Genomic DNA, 20183 nt, shown 5'->3' with positions numbered 1-20183 from the left:
CAAAAATAGCAGCAATAAAAAACCCCTACTCAACGAACGAGCAGGGGCATGGAACCGGTAAAGTAATAAATTTAAAGCAAAAGGTTATTTACATTATAACATACAATCTCATAATCAAATGATTAGCAGAAATTTAGCAAGTGCATGATAATGACAACATAGAAGGCACACAAATGGAGGAATGGATGATGAAATTTCCAAACGACGCGGATGGAGAAGCATTGCGCAGTTTGTTTAATGAAGGTGTCAGTTTTAAAAAGCCGCAGCCAGTCGAGTTTTTTATCGCTGTGCCGGATAAGGCAACTGGCGAGAAGCTTCTGCCCGTATTGAAGGAAGAAGGCTTTCATGGCTTACTCGATCAGGATGATGATACAGATGAGTGGGCCTGCAGTTGCTCGAAAAGGATGCTCCTTAACCATAGCGAATTAAAAAAAGTGCAGGAAAAGCTGGATAAAATAAGCAAGCCTTACGGCGGCCATTCTGATGGCTGGGGCGTATTTATTGAATAAAATGCAGGTGATGACATGCTTCATACTTTTTTAGGTGAAACAATACGGTATGATGTGATTTTTAAAAATCGGAAATCAATCGGCATTTATATGGATTTGTACGGCCATGTCGAAGTCCACGCTCCTAAGGGGACCTCAGATGCAAGTGTGCTTCAAATCCTAGAAGGCCAGTGGGACTTGATCCTGCAAAGGGCGAAGGAAATGAAAGAGCGGGCCTCAGCCGATAGGGAAAAAGAGTACGGACCAGGCGGACAGTTTCTATATTTGGGGAGACTCTATCACATTCTGATTTCCCAGGATGCAGATATCGAAAAAGACAATGCCGTGTTCGAGGCAGACAAGCTCCACGTATACGTGAAAGAGCAAAATGAAGAGAGCATCAAACAGGCTTTGAAGCGATTTTACTATCAGCAGTGCAAGGCATTAGTCGAAAAACGGGTTAAATTTTTTCAAAGCGAATTCAAAATAAAGCCGCGCTCGATTCGAATCACGGACAGTAAGACGAACTGGGGAACGTGTGATTCCATGAGGAATTTGACATTCAATTGGAAGCTGTCCATGGCACCAATGAAAGTGATTGATTATGTTGTCGTCCATGAAATGTGCCATATGGTCCATATGAATCACGACCGTTCATTTTGGCGGCTTGTCGGAAAAATCATGCCTGAATATGAACGGTATGAGCGATGGCTCGCTGTGTCGGGGTGGAGGATGGAGGTTTAGTGTAGCGGGGGTGACAGATCCTCTCAGCGGAGCAAAAAACTTCAAAAATATTATCCTTATCCTAAAAAGGGATAGATGAGCATTCTTTTCTGTTGGAATCGGTAAGTTACATCATCCCCTTCCTCGTGTTTATATTCATACTGGCATTTGGAAAGAAGCTTGCTTCCAACAAAGTATTCTCGGAGCATAATCAGATACATTCTATGTAATGTTCCACCTTGGAAACGTGGGGACGGTTCTTCCATATCAGTGGATAGCATATTTTAACAATTTATGAAACGCCAGAACCGTCCCTGTGTTTTTTCATGAATGACTTACTGGAAACGCAAAGAAAGCAGTCGAAAAACGAGAGTTGTTCTCTCAGTTTTCCAACTGCTTTGCATTTGCATTAGGCAGAGCAACCATGCTCTGAATGTAAGTACACTCTTATTATATCAAGTGTATATCTATTTTTATATGCGTAATTCTAGTGCAAATCTACTTTGAAACAAAAAAACAAGAGAGAAATGCCTCTCTTGTTTCTTGACAACTACAGCTTTCCAAAGAAGTGACGAATTTCCATTTGAATTGCACCATTCTTATAGACAAAAAGTTTGTCCATGTACCAATACTTCTTAGAGTAGTCGTAATAATGCTTGTAGGTTAAATCATATGTGTAACTTCCAAATGTTAACGCAATTAAACCTGCGGCAGCTCCAATTAATGCCGCAGCTTTTACATCCGGTTTCCTCTCAAGGAAGGATTGTGCCAAAGCGGAAGCAATTGCTAGCTGAGTTGCTAGACTATAGACATGAATTTTCATATTTCTGCTATATGAATGTACGTACATTCCTGATCCTACATCAGATGGACCAATCGTGTATTTTGAATAATAAGGCATAATAACGTTTGGGTCATCTTCCAGGATGACTGTTCCTTGTTCCGACTGGTCAGTACCTTCCTTTTCCTTAATGGTTGCTACTAACTTTCCGTCAAAATACGCATCGCCAGTCTTTTTATTGTAACGAGAAATGCTCGTTTTTCTTTCCCCATTCTCTTCGTATGTAACTTTCATGATGTTCATAGTAGCGTTGTCTGTTAGTACTTCCGTTTCTATATTCTCATAGGTTGGAGTTTCTGCTGGCGCAGGAATACGTTCCCTAGAGTTTTCTTCGGCTTGTACTTTTGATAAAGGTGCAAAAACTGAAATCAGAAGTGCAAAACTTAAAATCATTGATACTATTTTTTTCATATGGATTCTCCTTAAACTACTTATTTTTTTCGAAATGCATCCCATACCATTATGGCTACTGATATGAAGAACACTCCTTTAAAGATATTGACTACCATAGGCTGAGTCGCATAATAGGTAATCAAGACACTGATCGTCATTAGCAAGACGATGGAAAGCTTACTGTTTCTAGTCACTTAAATACCTCCTAATATATGTGTTTTGCATGCAATAGAAATAAAGTTTTGGAGGCTTATTCCTATTTGGATTTTTTTTCTAACCGTAACGTTACAATGAAACCTTATCACCTTTTCCTATATCTGTCAGTTCTTCTGGGCAATTTCACCTATCACTAACGTTGGGAAAATTTTATATGAGCTGAACTTCTAAGAGAACAGAGCATAGTTCCTTTAAGGACTTTATTCTCTAAGGGGCTTAAAGGTATTTTGCAAGATAATCTTTGTTTCTTCCTTCAGGAGAATCCATTTTATATTATACTGGCAAACTCTTAGTTTAAGTCACTTATTCCTAATTAACGAACTTGGGAAATTTATTAGTACCTATTCATTTCACGGCTTAACAAAATACTTTACGAACAGCTTTCTATTTTTCTCCTACCTGCATAAAATAGCAATGCCGGAAACTAAAAGCGCGAGTATGAACTTAAAACAAGACTCCCGGACCATAGAGGAAGATCAATTGCTTGCGAAAACCGTATTGAGAAACATTCGTGAGGGAGGAACTCAATTAGGAGTCTTTGAAGAAGTAGGACAGCACGTAAAACGAACACCAGCTGCCCGGTAATATGACTGTTGGTGGAACGATAGAAAAGGTTGAACAGTTTGCCGACGTGCTGCAGATATGTGTGGGTTCAGGAGCAAAGAAAGTGCTGATCCCCGCATCATCAGTTGTTGATTTTCAGACTGTCCCATCAGACTTATTAATAAAAGAGCAGCCTATATTTTATTCAGACCCGATTAATACTGTTTTTAAGGCGTTGGGGGTAAGTTGAATTGCGATAACGGACAATTTAAAAGTTGTCGGTTTTTGTATTTATTGGCAGGATTTAGCAACGGGGTGGAAGAAACGCGGGGACGGTTCTTCTGTTAAGTAAATTAGTAATTTTTACCAATTTATGAAACACCAGAACCGTCCCTGTGTTTTTCTATGTGTTTATCTGGATGAGACGACGAGGAATCTGATCGTCTGATCTGTATGATTGTACCAATAATGCGTTTCACTAGCTGAAAAGAACCAGGATTCTCCTTGTTGGAGTTCAATCATCTTGGTACCTATTTGCAGTGTCAAAGTTCCTTCTATTACATAGACGAATTCATGTCCGCTATGTGAAAAGGGTTGTCCGTCGCTTTGGTTTGCAGGGAGTGTGACGAGTATGGGATGAAAGTCTGGGTTTGGGACTTGTTGTGTCAGGTCTTTATAATGGAATGAAGATTCACTCACAGGTTCATTATTACCTGGAAAAAAGGTACTTGGATTGACGTCTAGAACTTCGGATATTTTACGAAGGGACTCTAATGTGACACTGGACTTTCCACGCTCCACTTGTGAAAGAAAGCTTATGGAAACACCGGCTCCTTCTGCAAGTTCTTTCAGAGTCATTTTTTTCTCTTTACGGATTTCTTTCAGTCGCACACCGATCATAAAACTCCCACCTTCCTAATTACTATTTTTAACATAGAAGGAGATTGTGTCAATCTGAACAAAGTTGACAGAAAATTAACTATTATCTAAAATCTAATTGAAGTACCACTTCAATTTTAAAAAGGAGGAAGAGAGAATGCAACAATTGGATAAGAAAACGACCTGGCGTGTATTGATTGCCAGCCTTGTTGGCAGTTCCATTGAATGGTTTGACTATTTTCTATATGGAACAATGGCCGCACTTGTATTTAATCAATTATTCTTTGTCAACGAGGATCCAACAGTAGGCTTGCTTTTAGCGTATGCATCGTTTGCACTTTCATTTTTCATCCGGCCATTTGGAGGAATTATTTTTAGTCATATCGGGGATCGAATCGGCCGGAAAAAGACACTCGTTTTAACATTAAGCTTGATGGGTGCTGCGACATTTGCAATGGGCATCTTGCCTACATATCAAGCAATCGGTGTAGCTGCACCGATCATTTTGATCACCCTTCGTCTGATTCAGGGTCTTGGAATCGGCGGGGAATGGGGAGGAGCTCTGTTGCTTGCGACTGAGTATGCTCCAGCAGAACGCAGAGGATTCTTCGGTTCTATTCCACAAATGGGTGTAACGATCGGTATGGTGATGGGTACACTCGCTCTTTGGCTCATGAGCTTATTGCCAGAGCAGCAATTCATGTCTTGGGGCTGGCGCGTGCCATTCATCTTCAGTGCATTGCTCGTGGTCTTTGGTTTATGGATTCGAAAAGGAATCGATGAAACACCAGAATTCAAGGAAGTTCAGCAAAAAGGCGAGATTCCAAAGCTGCCAATCGTCGATACCCTTCGCTATTACTGGAAAGAAGTGCTGATCACCATCGGTGCAAAAGTGGTGGAGACAGCTCCATTCTATATTTTCAGTACGTTCATTGTTTCGTATGCGACAAGCACTCTAGGATTCAGCCGCTCCGCTGTGTTAGGTTCCGTCATGATTTCAACTGTCATTACGACCATCCTTATTCCGATCATGGGAAGTCTGTCAGACCGGGTTGGCCGTAAGAAAATGTATATCGCTGGTACATTGGCGATGATGGCTTTCGCTTTCCCATATTTCTGGATGATTCATCAAGGCAGTGTATTGATGCTGGTTTTGGCGACGATCATCGGCCTGGGAATCATTTGGGCTCCGATTACCGCAGTACTTGGAACCATGTTCTCGGAAATCTTTGATGCCAAAGTTCGCTATACCGGGGTTTCACTAGGCTATCAAATCGGGGCCGCAGTCGCTGGCGGAACAGCGCCACTCGTTGCCACAGCGCTGCTCGCAGCATTCGATAATTCCTACGTCCCAGTTGCACTCTACATTATGTTTACTGCTGTGGTATCACTGATTGCCATCTGGGCAGTGAAAAGCCGCGTTGAACCCACTGTGATCACTGGAAAAATGAGCTCGGCCAAATAATTTGGCCGAGTTTTTACATAAGAAGGAGAGATTCAATATGCTTATACTTAACGAACAACTGATCCAATCTATTTATAAAATCGAAGATGCCATCCGCGATGTAGAAGCCATGTTGGTGGCGATTCATGAAGGACGTGTTGAAAATCCTCATCGAACAGTACTGAATGTCCCGGAACGAAACGGATCGGTCCTCTATATGCCAAGTTCCGACGGAACATCCATGGCAGCAACCAAAATTGTCTCGATTTTTCCTGATAACAGCTCAGCCGATCTTCCGACCACACAAGGAGCCATTTTACTCACAGAACTACAAACAGGAAAACATATAAGCTTACTGTCCGCTTCCTATCTGACACGATTGAGAACCGGCGCATTAAGTGCCATTTCAGCCCGCCACCTCGCCAGGCCCGACAGCCAAGTGCTGACCGTCATCGGCACAGGCGGAATGGCGTTCGAGCAAGTATTAGGAATCGTGAACGTACTGCCGATTCAAGACATCTATTTAATCAACCGTTCCATTGAAAAGACATACACATTCGGTGAAAAGCTCAAAGAGGCAGGTATTACCGCTAAGATACATACCGGCGTCGACCGGAACGAAGCCGTCGCCCAGTCAGATGTCATTTGCTGTGCGACCCGATCAACCGAAGAAGTATTTGATGCGCATTATGTAAAAGCAGGGACCCATATCATCGGCGTAGGCAGTTACTTACCCGAAATGCGTGAAATTCCGTTAGGTGTGATTGAAAAAGCAACATTGATTTATGCAGATGATTATGACGGGATGAAAGCAGAAGCTGGAGAATTCATTGATGCAGTGCGGCAGGGGAAATGGTCGTTTGATCAGCTTTCCGGTACATTGGCGGAACTTCATGTGAATCCTGTTGAACGTGGAGTTGAGGATATTACTATATTTAAATCGGTTGGGGCGGCTCATTTTGATTTGGCTGTGGCGAAGGGGGTTTTTGGGAAGGCTGAAGTAATGGATGAAGGGGAGGAGATCCTTCTGTAGGACAGTCAGACCAGATTTTATTGGAATGGGGGACGGGTTGGCAGCTCATTAATTATATTTAGTAGGAAACTATTCTATCTTATTTTCGGCTTTTCTACATAAAATAAGTTATTTTGTAACTGTTATTCTAATAATAAATAAAGCTTTCAAATAAAAGGGTGAAATCATGATGATTTCATCTTTTTTTAATTAATTAAGTAATATTAAAATCATCGACCATACAAGAATAAGAGAGCTTGGAATTGCACGGGCTCTCTTTACAAATTCTACAAGTTATGACTCCGAAGGAAATGGTATTATTGGTACTGGATCCGTTTTGAAGCAAAAAGATATTTAGATGTTCTTCTTCCTTTTTAATCTCAAGAACCTATGAAATCAATATATAGGGTTTACAACCTGAAAAAGCAAGCAAAAATCAAAACAACCAGCATCTTATTCTGATGCTGGTTCTGTAAGAGAACTCAAATATTCTGGCGGATCAATATCATGCTCTTCTAAGATACTAATAAAAGAATCTCGTTTTTCAGGATTTGCTTCAAAAAACTCATTTAGGGAGTCTCTTAGATGCCATGGATGATTACTGAAATCAAAGGTGTTTGTTAATATACGAACTATTTCTTCATCTAATGGGAATTTTTTTAAATAATATACTATAACATCTCTTCTATTGTTCGCTTTATCAAAGTTATTAAGTAATTCTGTTGTAAATACAATCTCTTTGAATTTCTGGAAAAAGTTATTTTCTTTTAGAGTATAAAAATCATCTTCATCTGGGAGTACATTTCTAAATTCCCTTGCAATTTTTTCGTTGGCTTCATTTAATTGATCAGTCTCAATTAATCCACTTCTTAAAATTGCACAATATATCTTTAAGTCGCCTTTACGATCAACGGCATTCTCAAAAATCTTTGTATACCACAAATTACGGATAAAAGATGTATCACTTGAAAAGTAGTTTACCCTGTTCGGAAACGATCTTAAAAAAGTCATAACTAAGTTCTCGTTAGATTTCATATAATGAACTAATTGAATTGTAACTTTATCGCTATTTATTGAAAATAGTTTTTCCCAGAAATCTATGTACTTATCATTTAAATCCCAAAAAGGACCATCAGAATCTATAAAATAATCATAAATAGAGGTAAAAAATGAGTTGAGATCACTTTCTTCTACAGCATGTGGTACCTCATTTATTATGTGCGAAATATCAGCATTTGGTGCAGTTAAACTAACATCAAAATGCCTCTTTATTTTGTTTATTAATGCTTCTTGGCTTCCATTTACCATTATCTTTGATAGGTTTGATCTTATGAATGTCCAAAAACTTTCAACATGAGACACTGTTATTTTGTTATTCTTCGAATGAGCACAATCATTTCTCCTATTTTTCCAATAGGTGATTTGGTTTCGAATATCGTCATTCAATAAAAAAATCTCCTTAGGTGATTGCCGTTGGAGGTTATCATAAACTATTGAATCCCATTTGTCTTCATTTCTAAGATTTTTTAGTATATCTTCCCACATCCCCTGTGGAATATTATTTGGCTTGTGTGCATTCAACATTCTATCTCTTATAATTGTTTGAAAGCAAAGATAAGTAAATAATAATGAGGCTTTGTAAGCCGAAGCTTTATAGCATACTAGCGCTTCATCAATTAGATCTCTGGCATCACTAGATATTTCTTGAGAAGTAATCCATTCTTCAAATCTTAGTCTCATTTTTTTCATCCTTTTATTATTGTTAGTTTTCAAAATCTATTATATATTAGATAAATCGAAATATTAAGACGAAAATGGAATATTAATATTAACGAATACACATGGGGATTGTCTAATGTCTTATTAACTGGACTTATTAGGGTAGGGAAACCGTCAGCATCTAAAAAATCTATGAAGAACAACGGGACGGTTTCTCATGGCACTCCAATCTTCGGCATGGTTTCGGAAAGATTCAAGTTTGCACAATAACCGTCCCTATGAAAATCCAAATGATTCATGTTTTTTGCAAACACTCTTTATGTGATACCTGTATAAATAAGATTCATTAAAACTCTCAAGTAGTCAAAGGGTTATGCATTTTTCAATTAAATGGGATATAAAAGTATGTAGGGAAGTGTAGAGATGAACTGTATTTGTGACGGGATTCTAGTTGTTATTAGAGTAGAAGAATACCCACGAGAACAAAAAGATAAATTGGATTATAACCGCCTTTGTGACCTAGAGTGCATAAGTTGTGGCAAGCCTTATTTTAGCCAACCTTATGACTTTGGTAAGGCTTTGAATAAAGCATAGAAGCTAGATTCTTAAATAACATCGTAAAAGAAAAAACCTTACCAACAGGTAAGGTCGCTATAATTGCTTATTTTACAGATTCTTTACTACTATCTTTAATTACTACTAAGTTGTCTTTAGCCCAATTAGCTAACGGCATAGCCATAGCTTTAGCAAGCAATACAGGTACTGCGTTGCCAATTTGCTTGTACTGTTTATCCAATCTGTTATTCTTTTGGACATTCATGTTTCCGCCATCAGAAAAATTAAACCAATCTGGAAAAGTTTGGATGCGAGAGATTTCCTTAACTGATAAGCGGCGATGTAATGACGAATCTATTGGAAGTTCCCACTTATCTGCTTCAAGCTTAACCATAGGGGGACCGCTTGGATGTAAAGGTGCTTGCCTTCCAGATGCTTGGATAGTAAAACTTTGCTCATCCCATTTCTTCTTCCGGTTACGAGATAAATAAATCGGTGAAAATCCCCCATCAAACCAGTCGCCAGGTTCTTTTTCCAAGTCACCTATTGCATCCTTTAGTGTCACATACGGTGATTTGCCTTCCCCGTGTGTAGGATCCGGATGTTTATAATTAAATTCCAAATCATCTCTAATTCCAACAATGAACACTCGCTCTCTGAGCTGAGGTACTCCATAGTCTCGTGCATTAACAAGTTTTGTTTCTACCTTATAGCCAGCAGAAGCGAAATCCTGAACTATTTGGTTCAATACTTCTCCTTTTCCTAGGGTCATCATGCCTTTAACATTCTCTGCAATAAAAGCAAAGGGCTTTGCTTGTAAAAGGCATCGGATAAAATGTAAATATAAGAAATTCCTTTCATCATCTATTAAGCGTGGACCAGCCTCGCTAAAGCCTGGACAAGGGAAGCCGCCTAATACTAAATCCGCTTTAGGAAAATTTTTAACCTTTCTTATATCAAGCTGATGCTGATATACATCAGGAAAGTTAATCTTGTAAGATTCATTTGCCTCTTTAAAAAGATCATTAGAATATATGGTGTGAAATATGCTTGACTCACGGACTGCGTTAAACCAATCTTTATCTTTAAAAGCTTCAAGAGCCTTTTCCTCGCCTATTGCTGCAGATAAGCCAGCCAGCTCTACTCCTAAATCTAACCCGCCACATCCTGAGAACAAGCTAATTACGTTAATTTTGTCATCGCGATAATCAAGCTCCGGAAGTTCCTCAATTGCATCTATATTTTTTATCTTTTCCTCTTCTTCAAGTATTTTATCAAACAAGAGTTCCTTAACTTGTTCAGGTTCATAATTCTTTAAAGGGCGGTATTTTGCACGTCCTCTTTCTTCTAGTTTCATAAATATACCTCCCAAAATCTTATAGAGGTATTTTATCATTTTTTGTTGAAGTTGGCCAGTTTTTTCTATTTTTTTAATAAGGTATAATTAGGAAGAAGAGGTGATGCAAAAATGAAAAAAAATCCGAGGCATATTGGAGACAATCACGTTAAGACGGTGTGTGAGGCCTTAAAAATAGCTTTAAAAGGTCAATCTATCGTTACTTATCCGCAAACTACCATAAAAACAGTTTATTATATTCTTGAATTATTTCCAAATATCAATTATGTAATTTCTAAGTTTAATAGCCAAAATCCAGACCAACATAAGGACCTGACACTTACACTTGATAATAATAGGCAAGTATCTATTAATTTATTTCTTATTAAAAAAGGAGCCCGTATTCAGCCAAAAAATCTGGGCGCTAAAAGTTTCTTCACTAAGTATTTTTTAGAAGAAAGAACCCAATCTGAGTTTAATGTGTTTTTCGAGAAAAGATATAAAGAATTCTTATCGGTGGTTGTGGAAGAAAAAATAGGAACTCACTATATTTCTGGTATTCGAGATTTAAAAAGACTAATTATCGATTATTACCCTTCATTTATCACGGAAATAAATCCTTTAAGAGATGATTTTTTATATGCTCTTCGTGAAGAAGCTTTTATCTTGCTAAAGGAACTATACAACAGAAGAGCTTATGGTTTTATTAATGCTTTTAATAACTTGTTTATGACTGAGGATTTAAACCTTATTACTTCGTATGGAAGAACTGATAACGATGTAAGTATAGAAGAATTTAATTATCAATTACCACCTTTTAAAGAGATAAAGGTATATAAAATTGGCAAAAATTCTTTAGGCATTAATTTTGGAGGAATTGCACTAACTTTACGTTTTAAATTCGAAAGTAATCCGATATCCTCTATAAAATTAGCAACAAGTTATGCAACTTTTCCAACTCAATCAGAGAACTATGTGAAAAATAATCTAACTTTAGATAAAGTTGCTGAGTTAATAGAAAAGCACCAGTATATTGAAAGTAAGAACTCAAGTAACGCTATTGGCAAGTGCCACGAAGCTTTTACGTATTATCATTTGCTTAAAGGATACCCGGAAGTCACACAAGTTGATACAGAAGAATGTACTTCGTTAATAGAAACTTATTCTTCTTCAATTAAAGGTGGAGTGCTCCAAAAATTATTTAATTCAACAGCTTCAATTACATCTGCAATAACCTCTTACCTCAGAAAAAAGTATGGAGATTTTACAATAGAGAGTATGGAACTGGTTCCGGGAAGTTATATTAGTGATAGGTTAAATACGGGTGATATACAGCTAATCTTAAGGAGAAACGGAGCGTATTTTCAGGAGGATTTTTCATTAAAAGCATTGGCTAAGGCAGGCAGAAAAGTTACTACTAAAAATCCTGGGATTGGTACTATACTTGGTCCCACATACTTTAATGTTGGAAGTATTGATTCTGTGGTAGCTGAAGTAAAAGAAAATTATGTAGCAGGAAAGATTAGTCGAAGTGAAAGTTTAGAGAAAATTGCCGAAGAACTTGGCGGAAAAATTAAGATGGGCAGCCAAGATCAATTAAAGCAAGGTATAGAAAACCTTTTCGGAAAAGCTACTATGGCAATAACTTTTTATGATGAGGGGAAAAGTATATATAAAGAACACACTGAAATTTTGGGAGAAATAGAAGTCTTATTAAAAGAACCCACTAAAATACAAAATACTCTTTCTTGGAATAGAGATAAAGAACAAATAAGTTTGAGAGTGAAATTTAGCAAAGGGGAAACCCATGGGTGGTCCTCAATAAAATTAACATCAGAATATAAATTGAAACAATAGCTTCTATCTATGGGCTATTGTGTTTTTTTGCTTTTTTCAATGAAAGCTGATAGCTCATCTATAGCTTTATATAAATTCTCTCTTACCTCATGTTCCCAAACTCTTTTTAAATTCCACCCTAATTCTTTATAATGCTCCCTTACTTTAGCTTCGCGCTGGATATTTTTGTTTAACTTTTTATCCCAATAACCTTGATTGGATTTCGGGCGATGCCCATGGATAGGGCAAAAATGCCAAAAACAAGAATCAATAAAGATTACGATTCTATACTTCTTTATAGATATATCTGGCTTGCCGAAAAGCGTTTTATCATTCTTTCTAAATCTATAGCCTCTTTTCCATAATTCTTTGGAAACTAGGTTTTCAAGTTGGGATTGAGATTTTATTGCTCGCATAACGTTGCTTCTTTGTTCTTTTGTAATTTTGTCAGCCATATATTACTCCTTTATATTTTTGCTAAATATTTTACCTTAAACCATGGAGTATTAAACTTTTTGATTAATGATTATAAACACAAAAAGAGAAAAGCTAACAGCTTTTCCCTACAGAGTACTTAATTACAACGTCGTGACTTCAAATATCTGTCCACTTGGAAGAGGGGGGCGTAAAAAATAATTTTCATCAATAGAATACAAACTTCCATATTCTTTTAATAAGCCAATGCCTGACTTAAGAATCATATCGATGAGTTGGTCCCCATTTACTAAACATAAATCAAATCTTGCGGTAGATATGGCAGTATTAGAAAAAGAAGATGTAGTTACAAAATAACCTGTTCTGGCTCCTCGGGTTCTACATACTGAAAGAAATTCATGAATTTCATTTTTATTTACTAGTATATGATCAGCATATCTTTTTGTTTGAATAAGCATTGCGCCTCGCTTTAAGGGACTTTCAAAAACAACTCCATCTATTCCACCATCATTGCTTTTGGGTGTGGTATGACCGTACCCGCCTTCCCCTGATTTCACTAAGAGTTCCACGACTACTTCTTCAAGTCTATATTCATTCATTTTTAAAAGTATCTCTTTTAAGCGCAATCGTAACAAGTTATTGTATTCATTAATTTTCTCTTCTATCTCCTTTTTAAAAATCAGGAGGCTATCTTCCTCTTGTTGTGCTACCTCAGTATTTGTTTTGGTGGCGTATTGAATAACTGGTATTTCTCCAAATTGAAAAGAACTTATCAAAGAATTAAGTCTAGAATCATTTGTATTTATAAGGCTAACAGTTTGGTGAGTATTTGACCAAGAGTTGCTCAAAGTAAAGTCAATTAAGCAAAGCCTTTTCATTTGATCTAAAAGTATTTGTAAATCCGAACTAGAAATTGCAAAAAAACTTAATATTTCCGTTTCTAGTTCATGTTCACATTTTTCTCCATTTTGTAGGCTTTTTACAATTTCAAGTGCAATTTGATCATAAGCATTTTGGACCAAAAGAGTCATTAGTGAACACCGCTTCTTGCCAATAACTGCATTCTATACTGGCTCATAGTCAATAAATTGCTTTTCCAAGTCATTCTGTTTTTAGCATAATTGTCAGGTCCTTCTTCAGCAACCGACTTCATTGCTTCTTCGATAATGAAGCCAATTATTTGAGCAGCATGTTGTTTAATATCTAGCCCTCTTATCCAATGATATATCCCAGTTTCGGGATCCTTGTCTAGTAGCATCCTAAACATACCTGCAATTGGAGTGGCTAATCCTTTATCTATTACATAGGTCATGGTATTTTCTTCTATTAGTTGACCATCTCCATATGTAATAAGTTGACGGTATTTCTTTCCATTTGGAAGTGATTTTTCCTTGGTTTCATTTCTTGTAACATATCCTAGAGCTGCGAAATTTGCATTTCTTTTGCCATTAGCATACTTATTGTAAATAGTATGCAGATTTCTTTCTATCTCTGTATATAGCCAGAATATATCTTTAATAATTGGCTCCATTAAATCATACTCTGAAGGACGTTCCTCCAAAACTGCACTATTTATTTCATCACTATAGAACTTTAAGATTTCTTTTTTGCTAGCTCCCCACTTTTGTTTTGGAACATATGGAGTAGGAATCATCATATCCTCTGACTCATAGAGAGGCGATTTTTTTAAATTAAATAGTTCGATGTATTCTACTATATTTTCAATAGGAATTCCCTTGTCATTTTGCCTATACGCAATCCTTTCATAAAAGGGTAAGTCTGAAAGAAGTACTTTTAAGGTGTCAAATTCACCTCTAGAGTTCATGATAGATGCTTCTTTAACAGCGGCATTTGTATTCCTTGCAGCGGCAAAGGTGGTAATATCTCGTAAATTTACATTTATCTCCATTCTTACATAAGCATTTATTGACTTTTCTTTTTTTGCCATCTTTTGAACCTGATCTAGTATGATTTTATAGGTATGTCCACCATCAATATTTCCCTCTTCCTTTTCGTCCATGTGGATTTCTAACACATTAGGATATATTGTTGAATCCTCTCCTATAAAGGTAATATCTTTTAGGTGATTTACCTGATGAGCTACTATTGCTATTCCTCTATTATTAATATAGAAGCTCTCGCTTATAGGATATCCTATAGGTTGCTGATTTTCATCGAAACTATCGAAATCTTCATTAATGAGGGAGTTGGCGATATTATTAGAAACAGAAGATTTTGTATTTTGGTTCCTAGGATTTTTATTCATAGGCATCAAAATATCTTTTCCCACAAATAAGTCACTTACAGAAATAAATGTAGTATACAAAAGAGTATGATTCCAATTTCTCGGGGTTGGAAATTCATTGCCTGATGAAAGGTGTTCTTTTAATCTGTGTGGATCATACATTACGGTATATTGTTGAAATGGCACTCTTAATATAAATATATCCCCTGTTTTTTCATATCGCATGAGATTATTTGTCACGGTTAAAACCTCCTTTTTTAACCATTTTAAACTAAGTGTTTTCAGATAAAAATAGGACTGGGAAAATTTAGCCGTATTTATGAATTAATCTCGGCCAATTAGGTTGTAAAAGTAAAGAGATTAATGGAAATGTAACCAACTGTTCAATGATTGGAATTGTACTTCGATACCCTCATTTGATTGGAATAGCAAGATAGATAACTGATTTATATGGACATTCTTTTAAGACTTAATAATGGATTAGTAGATGCTAAAGTATTGTTTTATGATTAATACTATATTTACCATAAAAGTTATTATAAGTATATAATGAAAGAAGGAATTTACAAGGGAGAAAAGTATATGATTGATGAAAAAGTAATAGAAAATATTCCAAAATTATTAGCGGAGAAAAATTTAAACTTTTTGATTGGTTCCGGAGCTTCAGTTCCTTTCTTCCCAACACTAGGCAACATCGAGGAATTATTAACAACATCAACTGTATCAGAGTCTACCAAACAACTGGTATATTCGATTTACTTTAATTCTATTATTCGGAAGAATATAAATCTTCTTTATCAGGAGCAGAAGGATGAGAGTGAAGAGGTTTTACAAAATTATAAAGAATTTATAGATAGTCTGCTACAAAAAATGCAGTTGAGGAATAGTAGAATTTCTCCCAATAGGGCTAATGTTTTTACAACGAATTATGATTTGTTTTTTGAGATTTCGATAGATAGGAAGCTTCAAGAAAATCAACCCTTGTTTTTTAATGATGGATCAAGTGGCTATTTTACCAGACTCCTAAGTTCGGAAAATTACCATAAAACTGTTTCTAAAAACGGAGTATTTGATAACTATCAAAATGAAATTCCAATGATTAATTTAATTAAATGTCACGGCTCAGTTTTGTGGACAAAACATTCTGAGGACATTATTGAAGTAAAACAAGATCTAAGCAACTTATTAAAGTGTGCTGAAAAATTTGACGAATTAAAAATAAGTCTGGATGAACAGGTAATGCTAGAGGGTTTTTTAAAGAATTGGGACCTTCAATCATTAGAAACGGTGGCCGGTGAAAAAAGTGTAATACTAAAAGAGTTTTATGATGAGTATAAAAATCTCCTTATTATTAACCCTGAAAAAACTAAATTTCATCACACCGTATTAAATGAATATTATTACAGCATGCTGCGTTTATTAAGCTATGAGTTGGAAAGAGACCAAACTATATTAATAGTGTTCGGCTTCTCCTTTGCTGACGAACATATAAGTAGACTCATACTTAGGTCTTTAAACAATCCTTTCCTACAAGTTTATATTTTCTGTTTTAGTGATGGGGCAGAACAAGCGATAAAAAAGAATCTTGGTATTGGTGAGAAGGTTTCAAATATCCATTTTATCAGTCCAGGGGAATCTGATAACAAAATAGATTTCAAACACTTTAACAGCCTTATATTTGGAGGGAGAAAATGTTAAATTCCTTTAAAATTGGCGAAGTTATCGAGGTTAAGGGTACACGTGCCAAGGTGTTAGTGGAGAAGAATATGAATCACGCAACATTTATTTATCATGGAGAGGTTATCAATAATATTACTGTTAATGCCTTTATTATAATAAAGCAAGGTATAATTGATATTGTAGGTAAAATTGACGGAGAATACATTACAGATTTATTAAACAATCAAAAAGAGAAAGATAAAGATAATAGATTTTCTAAAGGAACTATACATAGAATAATTGAAGTGCAGATAGTTGGTTATATAGATTCTAAGTTTAACAATGGGATCAAAAACTTACCCATGATTGGAAATGTGGCTTATATACCAACAAATAAAGAAGTCTTTTCGATTTATTCAGGAAATAAACAAGATTTTAGCAACAACAATCAATCCACTATTAATATAGGAACAACGCTTCTTGAAAATGCACCTGTAGAGTTACCCATAAACTCTCTTATTGGGTCTCATATTGGTGTTTTTGGTAATACAGGAAGTGGAAAGTCCAATACCTTAACAAATTTATACTATGAACTCTTTAAAACTATTAATGCTGAAAAAATAATCGGGAAAAGCAAATTCTTTTTAATTGATTTTAATGGTGAGTACACGAAAGATACTATGTTCGGGTTAACCGGTAATCAAAAGCAATTAATTGAACTTAGTACTAATAGAACAACTGGTGACAAATTAAAAATCAAGGAAGATGTATTCTTTAATGCTGAAATATTATCTATTTTATTTAGTGCAGCAGAACAAACCCAAAAGCCTTTTATTAATAGAGTAGTTAAAGGAATAGAATGGGCAACAAGAAATGGCTTCGATATTGGAGCTTGGGCGCCAAATCTTTTAAGAAAGATTTTGACGTCAGTTTCACCATCTAAAGATGCGCTAGATTTATTTAAAGAATCAATTAATGAATTATTTAGCCCCCAAGAATCTGACGAGTTATTAGATAAGATAAATCAAATATCATGGTTTGGAGCCCATAATAAATTTTATATTGAAGGTGCAACTTATTTTAATGGAGGAGACCTAGATACTGACCAAGAAAGGCTATCCGGAATAACAGAGTGTTATCAACTGATGGGTTTATTAGGTACAAAGAGTTCCTTTGAAAAGTTAATCTTTAGATTTCGTTTACAACTGATTTCAGACTTATTAAAAAGGCATGCACAATTCGACCATATAAATCCTTTAATAAACAGAGGAAAATCAAGAATAAGAGATTTAGAAAAGGTATTAGAGTTAGCTAGTGGACAGGGAGAAGAAGAGGAAACCATAGCCTTATTACAAATTATTTCGTTAAGAGATTGTAATATAGAAACAAAAAAGATTGTACCCTTACTATTAGCTAAAATGACTTTTGATGAACATAAAAGGACTACAAATCAATCTGAAGTAAATAAAACAATCCATCTTATTATTGATGAGGCGCATAATATTTTATCAGCACAGTCAAACAGAGAAGCGGGAGAATGGAAGGATTATAGGCTTGACTTATTTGAAGAAATTATTAAGGAAGGTCGTAAATTTGGCTTCTTCTTAACTATATCAAGCCAAAGGCCGGCTGATATCTCACCAACAATAATTTCTCAAATCCACAATTTTTTTATCCATCGCTTAGTTAATAACAAAGATCTGGAACTGTTAGATAACACCATAACAACTTTAGATAGAGTCTCAAAAAATGCTATTCCAACGTTAGCTGCAGGGAGTTGCATTATTACTGGCACCGCTTTTGTAATGCCTGTATTTGCTAATATTTCATATATTAAAGAAAAAGGACTAAGGCCAAGTAGTGATAACGTAAATTTATTAAGCCTTTGGGAGGTTAGTCAAACTGAAGAGAATCTTAATATAGAACAATGTGAAGCTATAGGCGAGGTTTTATTAGTAGGGGATATATTATCTTAGATTAAGAGAAGGGAAAACTATGGAGGAAATACTAATGTTGGCAAAGATTTACCATGTAAAAAAAGAAATGGTGAAGTAATGCTTAGTGTAAATTACAGAAGTCGCTGGGGATAGATTGTGCCTATTGAAAAGTTAAATATGCAAATTTCTAAAACGACCGAATCCTTACAGTGTCTCCGCATAATTAAATCAGACAATTATTCAGCGTTTGTGTGAAGCTGAGATCAGAGAAGGAGAAATTCGTGTCTGAGTGAGGTATTTGGACAAAGTTGTGGCGGGAACATCCCTGTTTAATAAGGTATTGAGCTGACTATTCAAAAAGGGAGAGCCATAACGTAAAAATAAGTTTTGACAGCAGCACCGTCTCTGTCCCATAATAAATTCCTTTTTTAATTACTATGGTATTTAAGTTGGAGGTATATAATGTTTAGAGATCCATTGTTTAAAACTTTTTTTATTTTAAGATTAAATCCTGAGACTTCTCTTATTTCGAACTTACTTGAGCAGTTTATTAGTAATAATAAACATAAAATTAAATTCTCATCTAATGAGATAGCGAATGACGTCATTGCGACTGAAATTGTCTGGGAAACAACAAATGAGATTGAGAGCCAAGAACTTCATGAAAGTGGAATAATAGAGGTTAGCCCTCAAATGATTAAAACTGTTAATACTTGCTATATATGGTATAAAAAAAACTCACCTTTCATCTATGTTTTTTCTAAAAAAGCAACACTTGTTTTGGAAGTAATGGAAATGCTGGAAAGATATTTTGGGATTATGGTGGAGAGGGTCAATTTTTCAACCCAAACTTTTAACAAATTATTATATTTCTCAAATAATTCACAAGTATTACAAGTTTCGTTTAGATCGAATAATGAAAATCTTCAAACGTTTACAATATCTGGTTCTGATATTCTAAACTCAGAAACATTTAGAAGTAATTATAAAGAGGATAATGAAATTACACAGTTAACAATATTATTTTCAAATTATGATGATTTTAAAGCAAAGATATATAAAAATGCAAGAGTAGCTCTTTCTAAAATCCCATATGAGGAAGACTTGATTTTACTAATTAATACTTTTAATAATCTTCTATTAGATGAAACGGAGGGACTGTATTGAGTCAATTTATAAATCGACTTTCTAAAAGTCCTAATTTATTGGTTGGTGGGAGCTTGGCTTCTTTAATTTCTCTTCCTGTTTCTTTAGTTTTGTCCTATTTGAATGAAAATCTTTTTATGTGGTCTCTTTTAACCATAAATATTTTCATCTTAATCCTTTTATTTATTTTAGTTAAACAAAATTCTAGGGTGCTTGGTAGGTTAGATCAGGTAGATTATTACATTTTTAATAAGAATATAGATTTAGAATTCGATGAAAATCTGGATAAGTATGTATCTAAATCAGATATTATATTGGTGCTTAATTCATCATTAACAACCGAAACAATAGCTTCTAAACCATTTGTAGAGATACAGTTAAGCTACCCACCACAATTACAAATTGATTATAACTGGACTAGCGAACAGATTTTGAGGGAAGAAGCAAAATCTGATAGCTCCAAATTTAAAATCTCACTTGTATCTGGTGTTGTGATAATAGCATTACGTTCTCTGTGTTTAGAAAAGGATCAAGAAAAAGCATTTAGTGAAACGAGTGGGAAAATACAAATTGCTATTGAAAGTGAGTTGTTATCAGAGTCAAGAAAAGAGGTAATACCCGTTTCAATATTCTAAATAATTATACATAAAATTATTGCAATCATATTTCATTAACATCCATGCGAAACGATGCCTGGGCTTTATGGGACATTGGACCGGTTCCAACGTCTCATTCAGAAGTCAGAATTTTATTTTGTAAAACAGATTTCAGATTGA

18 protein-coding genes are annotated in these 20183 nt (G+C 35.5%); 10 read left to right on the top strand and 8 right to left on the bottom strand.

Annotation, left to right across the window (positions count from 1 at the left end; genetic code table 11):
* The first annotated feature begins 185 nt into the window (after positions 1-185).
* Positions 186-509 (top strand): ribonuclease E inhibitor RraB, encoded by a 324-nt coding sequence (locus tag AB5I83_RS17890; protein WP_448977229.1) that lies wholly within the window; start codon positions 186-188, stop codon positions 507-509.
* A gap of 15 nt (positions 510-524) precedes the next feature.
* Positions 525-1232, top strand: coding sequence for a M48 family metallopeptidase (locus AB5I83_RS17885; protein ID WP_448977227.1), 708 nt, complete (start codon positions 525-527; stop codon positions 1230-1232).
* 529 nt (positions 1233-1761) lie between these two features.
* On the opposite strand, the gene AB5I83_RS17880 is transcribed toward AB5I83_RS17885, so the two are convergent.
* Together AB5I83_RS17880 and AB5I83_RS17875 are read right to left on the bottom strand one after the other, a co-directional pair.
* Positions 1762-2463, bottom strand: coding sequence for a hypothetical protein (locus AB5I83_RS17880; protein ID WP_448977225.1), 702 nt, complete (start codon positions 2461-2463; stop codon positions 1762-1764).
* A gap of 20 nt (positions 2464-2483) precedes the next feature.
* Positions 2484-2639, bottom strand: coding sequence for a hypothetical protein (locus tag AB5I83_RS17875; protein WP_226607496.1), 156 nt, complete (start codon positions 2637-2639; stop codon positions 2484-2486).
* A 608-nt stretch (positions 2640-3247) separates the two neighbouring features.
* Between AB5I83_RS17875 and AB5I83_RS17870 the strand changes: the two genes are divergently transcribed.
* On the top strand, positions 3248-3454 hold the full coding sequence (locus AB5I83_RS17870) for a hypothetical protein (RefSeq protein WP_448977223.1): 207 nt from the start codon (positions 3248-3250) through the stop codon (positions 3452-3454).
* A 161-nt stretch (positions 3455-3615) separates the two neighbouring features.
* On the opposite strand, the gene AB5I83_RS17865 is transcribed toward AB5I83_RS17870, so the two are convergent.
* A complete protein-coding gene (locus AB5I83_RS17865) occupies positions 3616-4104 on the bottom strand; it encodes a helix-turn-helix domain-containing protein (RefSeq protein ID WP_448977221.1) in 489 nt (162 codons plus the stop codon).
* A gap of 145 nt (positions 4105-4249) precedes the next feature.
* Between AB5I83_RS17865 and AB5I83_RS17860 the strand changes: the two genes are divergently transcribed.
* Together AB5I83_RS17860 and AB5I83_RS17855 are read left to right on the top strand one after the other, a co-directional pair.
* Positions 4250-5548, top strand: a complete 1299-nt coding sequence (locus AB5I83_RS17860; protein WP_448977630.1) for an MFS transporter — start codon at positions 4250-4252, stop codon at positions 5546-5548.
* Between the two features lie 37 nt (positions 5549-5585).
* Entirely contained in the window at positions 5586-6560 is a 975-nt protein-coding gene (locus AB5I83_RS17855) for an ornithine cyclodeaminase family protein (RefSeq protein ID WP_448977219.1), read from the top strand.
* A 432-nt stretch (positions 6561-6992) separates the two neighbouring features.
* On the opposite strand, the gene AB5I83_RS17850 is transcribed toward AB5I83_RS17855, so the two are convergent.
* Both AB5I83_RS17850 and AB5I83_RS17845 read right to left on the bottom strand, forming a co-directional pair.
* Complete coding sequence (locus AB5I83_RS17850) at positions 6993-8279, bottom strand: hypothetical protein (RefSeq protein WP_448977217.1); 1287 nt, start codon at positions 8277-8279, stop codon at positions 6993-6995.
* Between the two features lie 640 nt (positions 8280-8919).
* The gene (locus tag AB5I83_RS17845; RefSeq protein WP_448977215.1) at positions 8920-10170 is read right to left on the bottom strand and encodes a DNA cytosine methyltransferase; all 1251 of its coding nucleotides are present in this window, start codon (positions 10168-10170) and stop codon (positions 8920-8922) included.
* 111 nt (positions 10171-10281) lie between these two features.
* Here AB5I83_RS17845 and AB5I83_RS17840 point away from each other — a divergent pair, with 111 nt between their 5' ends.
* A complete protein-coding gene (locus AB5I83_RS17840; RefSeq protein WP_448977214.1) occupies positions 10282-12006 on the top strand; it encodes a hypothetical protein in 1725 nt (574 codons plus the stop codon).
* 14 nt (positions 12007-12020) lie between these two features.
* On the opposite strand, the gene AB5I83_RS17835 is transcribed toward AB5I83_RS17840, so the two are convergent.
* From AB5I83_RS17835 to AB5I83_RS17825, 3 genes are all read right to left on the bottom strand, one after another.
* Entirely contained in the window at positions 12021-12440 is a 420-nt protein-coding gene (locus tag AB5I83_RS17835) for a very short patch repair endonuclease (RefSeq protein ID WP_448977212.1), read from the bottom strand.
* 123 nt (positions 12441-12563) lie between these two features.
* A complete protein-coding gene (locus tag AB5I83_RS17830) occupies positions 12564-13451 on the bottom strand; it encodes a restriction endonuclease (RefSeq protein WP_448977210.1) in 888 nt (295 codons plus the stop codon).
* Positions 13451-14905, bottom strand: a complete 1455-nt coding sequence (locus tag AB5I83_RS17825) for an AIPR family protein (RefSeq protein ID WP_448977209.1) — start codon at positions 14903-14905, stop codon at positions 13451-13453. The genes AB5I83_RS17830 and AB5I83_RS17825 overlap by 1 nt, the downstream gene beginning before the upstream one ends.
* A gap of 342 nt (positions 14906-15247) precedes the next feature.
* On the opposite strand from AB5I83_RS17825, the gene AB5I83_RS17820 reads away from it, so the two are divergent.
* From AB5I83_RS17820 to AB5I83_RS17805, 4 genes are all read left to right on the top strand, one after another.
* The gene (locus AB5I83_RS17820) at positions 15248-16363 is read left to right on the top strand and encodes an SIR2 family protein (RefSeq protein ID WP_448977207.1); all 1116 of its coding nucleotides are present in this window, start codon (positions 15248-15250) and stop codon (positions 16361-16363) included.
* Positions 16357-18300, top strand: a complete 1944-nt coding sequence (locus tag AB5I83_RS17815) for an ATP-binding protein (RefSeq protein WP_448977205.1) — start codon at positions 16357-16359, stop codon at positions 18298-18300. The genes AB5I83_RS17820 and AB5I83_RS17815 overlap by 7 nt, the downstream gene beginning before the upstream one ends.
* Before the next feature lie 423 nt (positions 18301-18723).
* Positions 18724-19428, top strand: a complete 705-nt coding sequence (locus tag AB5I83_RS17810; RefSeq protein WP_448977204.1) for a hypothetical protein — start codon at positions 18724-18726, stop codon at positions 19426-19428.
* Positions 19425-20042, top strand: coding sequence for a hypothetical protein (locus AB5I83_RS17805; RefSeq protein WP_448977202.1), 618 nt, complete (start codon positions 19425-19427; stop codon positions 20040-20042). The genes AB5I83_RS17810 and AB5I83_RS17805 overlap by 4 nt, the downstream gene beginning before the upstream one ends.
* The last annotated feature ends 141 nt before the right edge of the window (positions 20043-20183 follow it).

The sequence above is a fragment of the Mesobacillus sp. LC4 genome (assembly GCF_053543455.1).
Note: the sequence above shows the minus strand (reverse complement) of the source record. Positions and strands in the feature narration are given on the sequence as shown.

Coding starts and splice junctions, on each gene's coding strand:
- AB5I83_RS17855 (WP_448977219.1), top strand. CDS start 5,586: ATGCTTATACTTAACGAACAACTGATCCAATCTATTTATAAAATCGAA.
- AB5I83_RS17835 (WP_448977212.1), bottom strand. CDS start 12,440: ATGGCTGACAAAATTACAAAAGAACAAAGAAGCAACGTTATGCGAGCA.
- AB5I83_RS17865 (WP_448977221.1), bottom strand. CDS start 4,104: ATGATCGGTGTGCGACTGAAAGAAATCCGTAAAGAGAAAAAAATGACT.
- AB5I83_RS17845 (WP_448977215.1), bottom strand. CDS start 10,170: ATGAAACTAGAAGAAAGAGGACGTGCAAAATACCGCCCTTTAAAGAAT.
- AB5I83_RS17880 (WP_448977225.1), bottom strand. CDS start 2,463: ATGAAAAAAATAGTATCAATGATTTTAAGTTTTGCACTTCTGATTTCA.
- AB5I83_RS17870 (WP_448977223.1), top strand. CDS start 3,248: ATGACTGTTGGTGGAACGATAGAAAAGGTTGAACAGTTTGCCGACGTG.
- AB5I83_RS17830 (WP_448977210.1), bottom strand. CDS start 13,451: ATGACTCTTTTGGTCCAAAATGCTTATGATCAAATTGCACTTGAAATT.
- AB5I83_RS17850 (WP_448977217.1), bottom strand. CDS start 8,279: ATGAGACTAAGATTTGAAGAATGGATTACTTCTCAAGAAATATCTAGT.
- AB5I83_RS17890 (WP_448977229.1), top strand. CDS start 186: ATGATGAAATTTCCAAACGACGCGGATGGAGAAGCATTGCGCAGTTTG.
- AB5I83_RS17840 (WP_448977214.1), top strand. CDS start 10,282: ATGAAAAAAAATCCGAGGCATATTGGAGACAATCACGTTAAGACGGTG.
- AB5I83_RS17810 (WP_448977204.1), top strand. CDS start 18,724: ATGTTTAGAGATCCATTGTTTAAAACTTTTTTTATTTTAAGATTAAAT.
- AB5I83_RS17820 (WP_448977207.1), top strand. CDS start 15,248: ATGATTGATGAAAAAGTAATAGAAAATATTCCAAAATTATTAGCGGAG.
- AB5I83_RS17885 (WP_448977227.1), top strand. CDS start 525: ATGCTTCATACTTTTTTAGGTGAAACAATACGGTATGATGTGATTTTT.
- AB5I83_RS17815 (WP_448977205.1), top strand. CDS start 16,357: ATGTTAAATTCCTTTAAAATTGGCGAAGTTATCGAGGTTAAGGGTACA.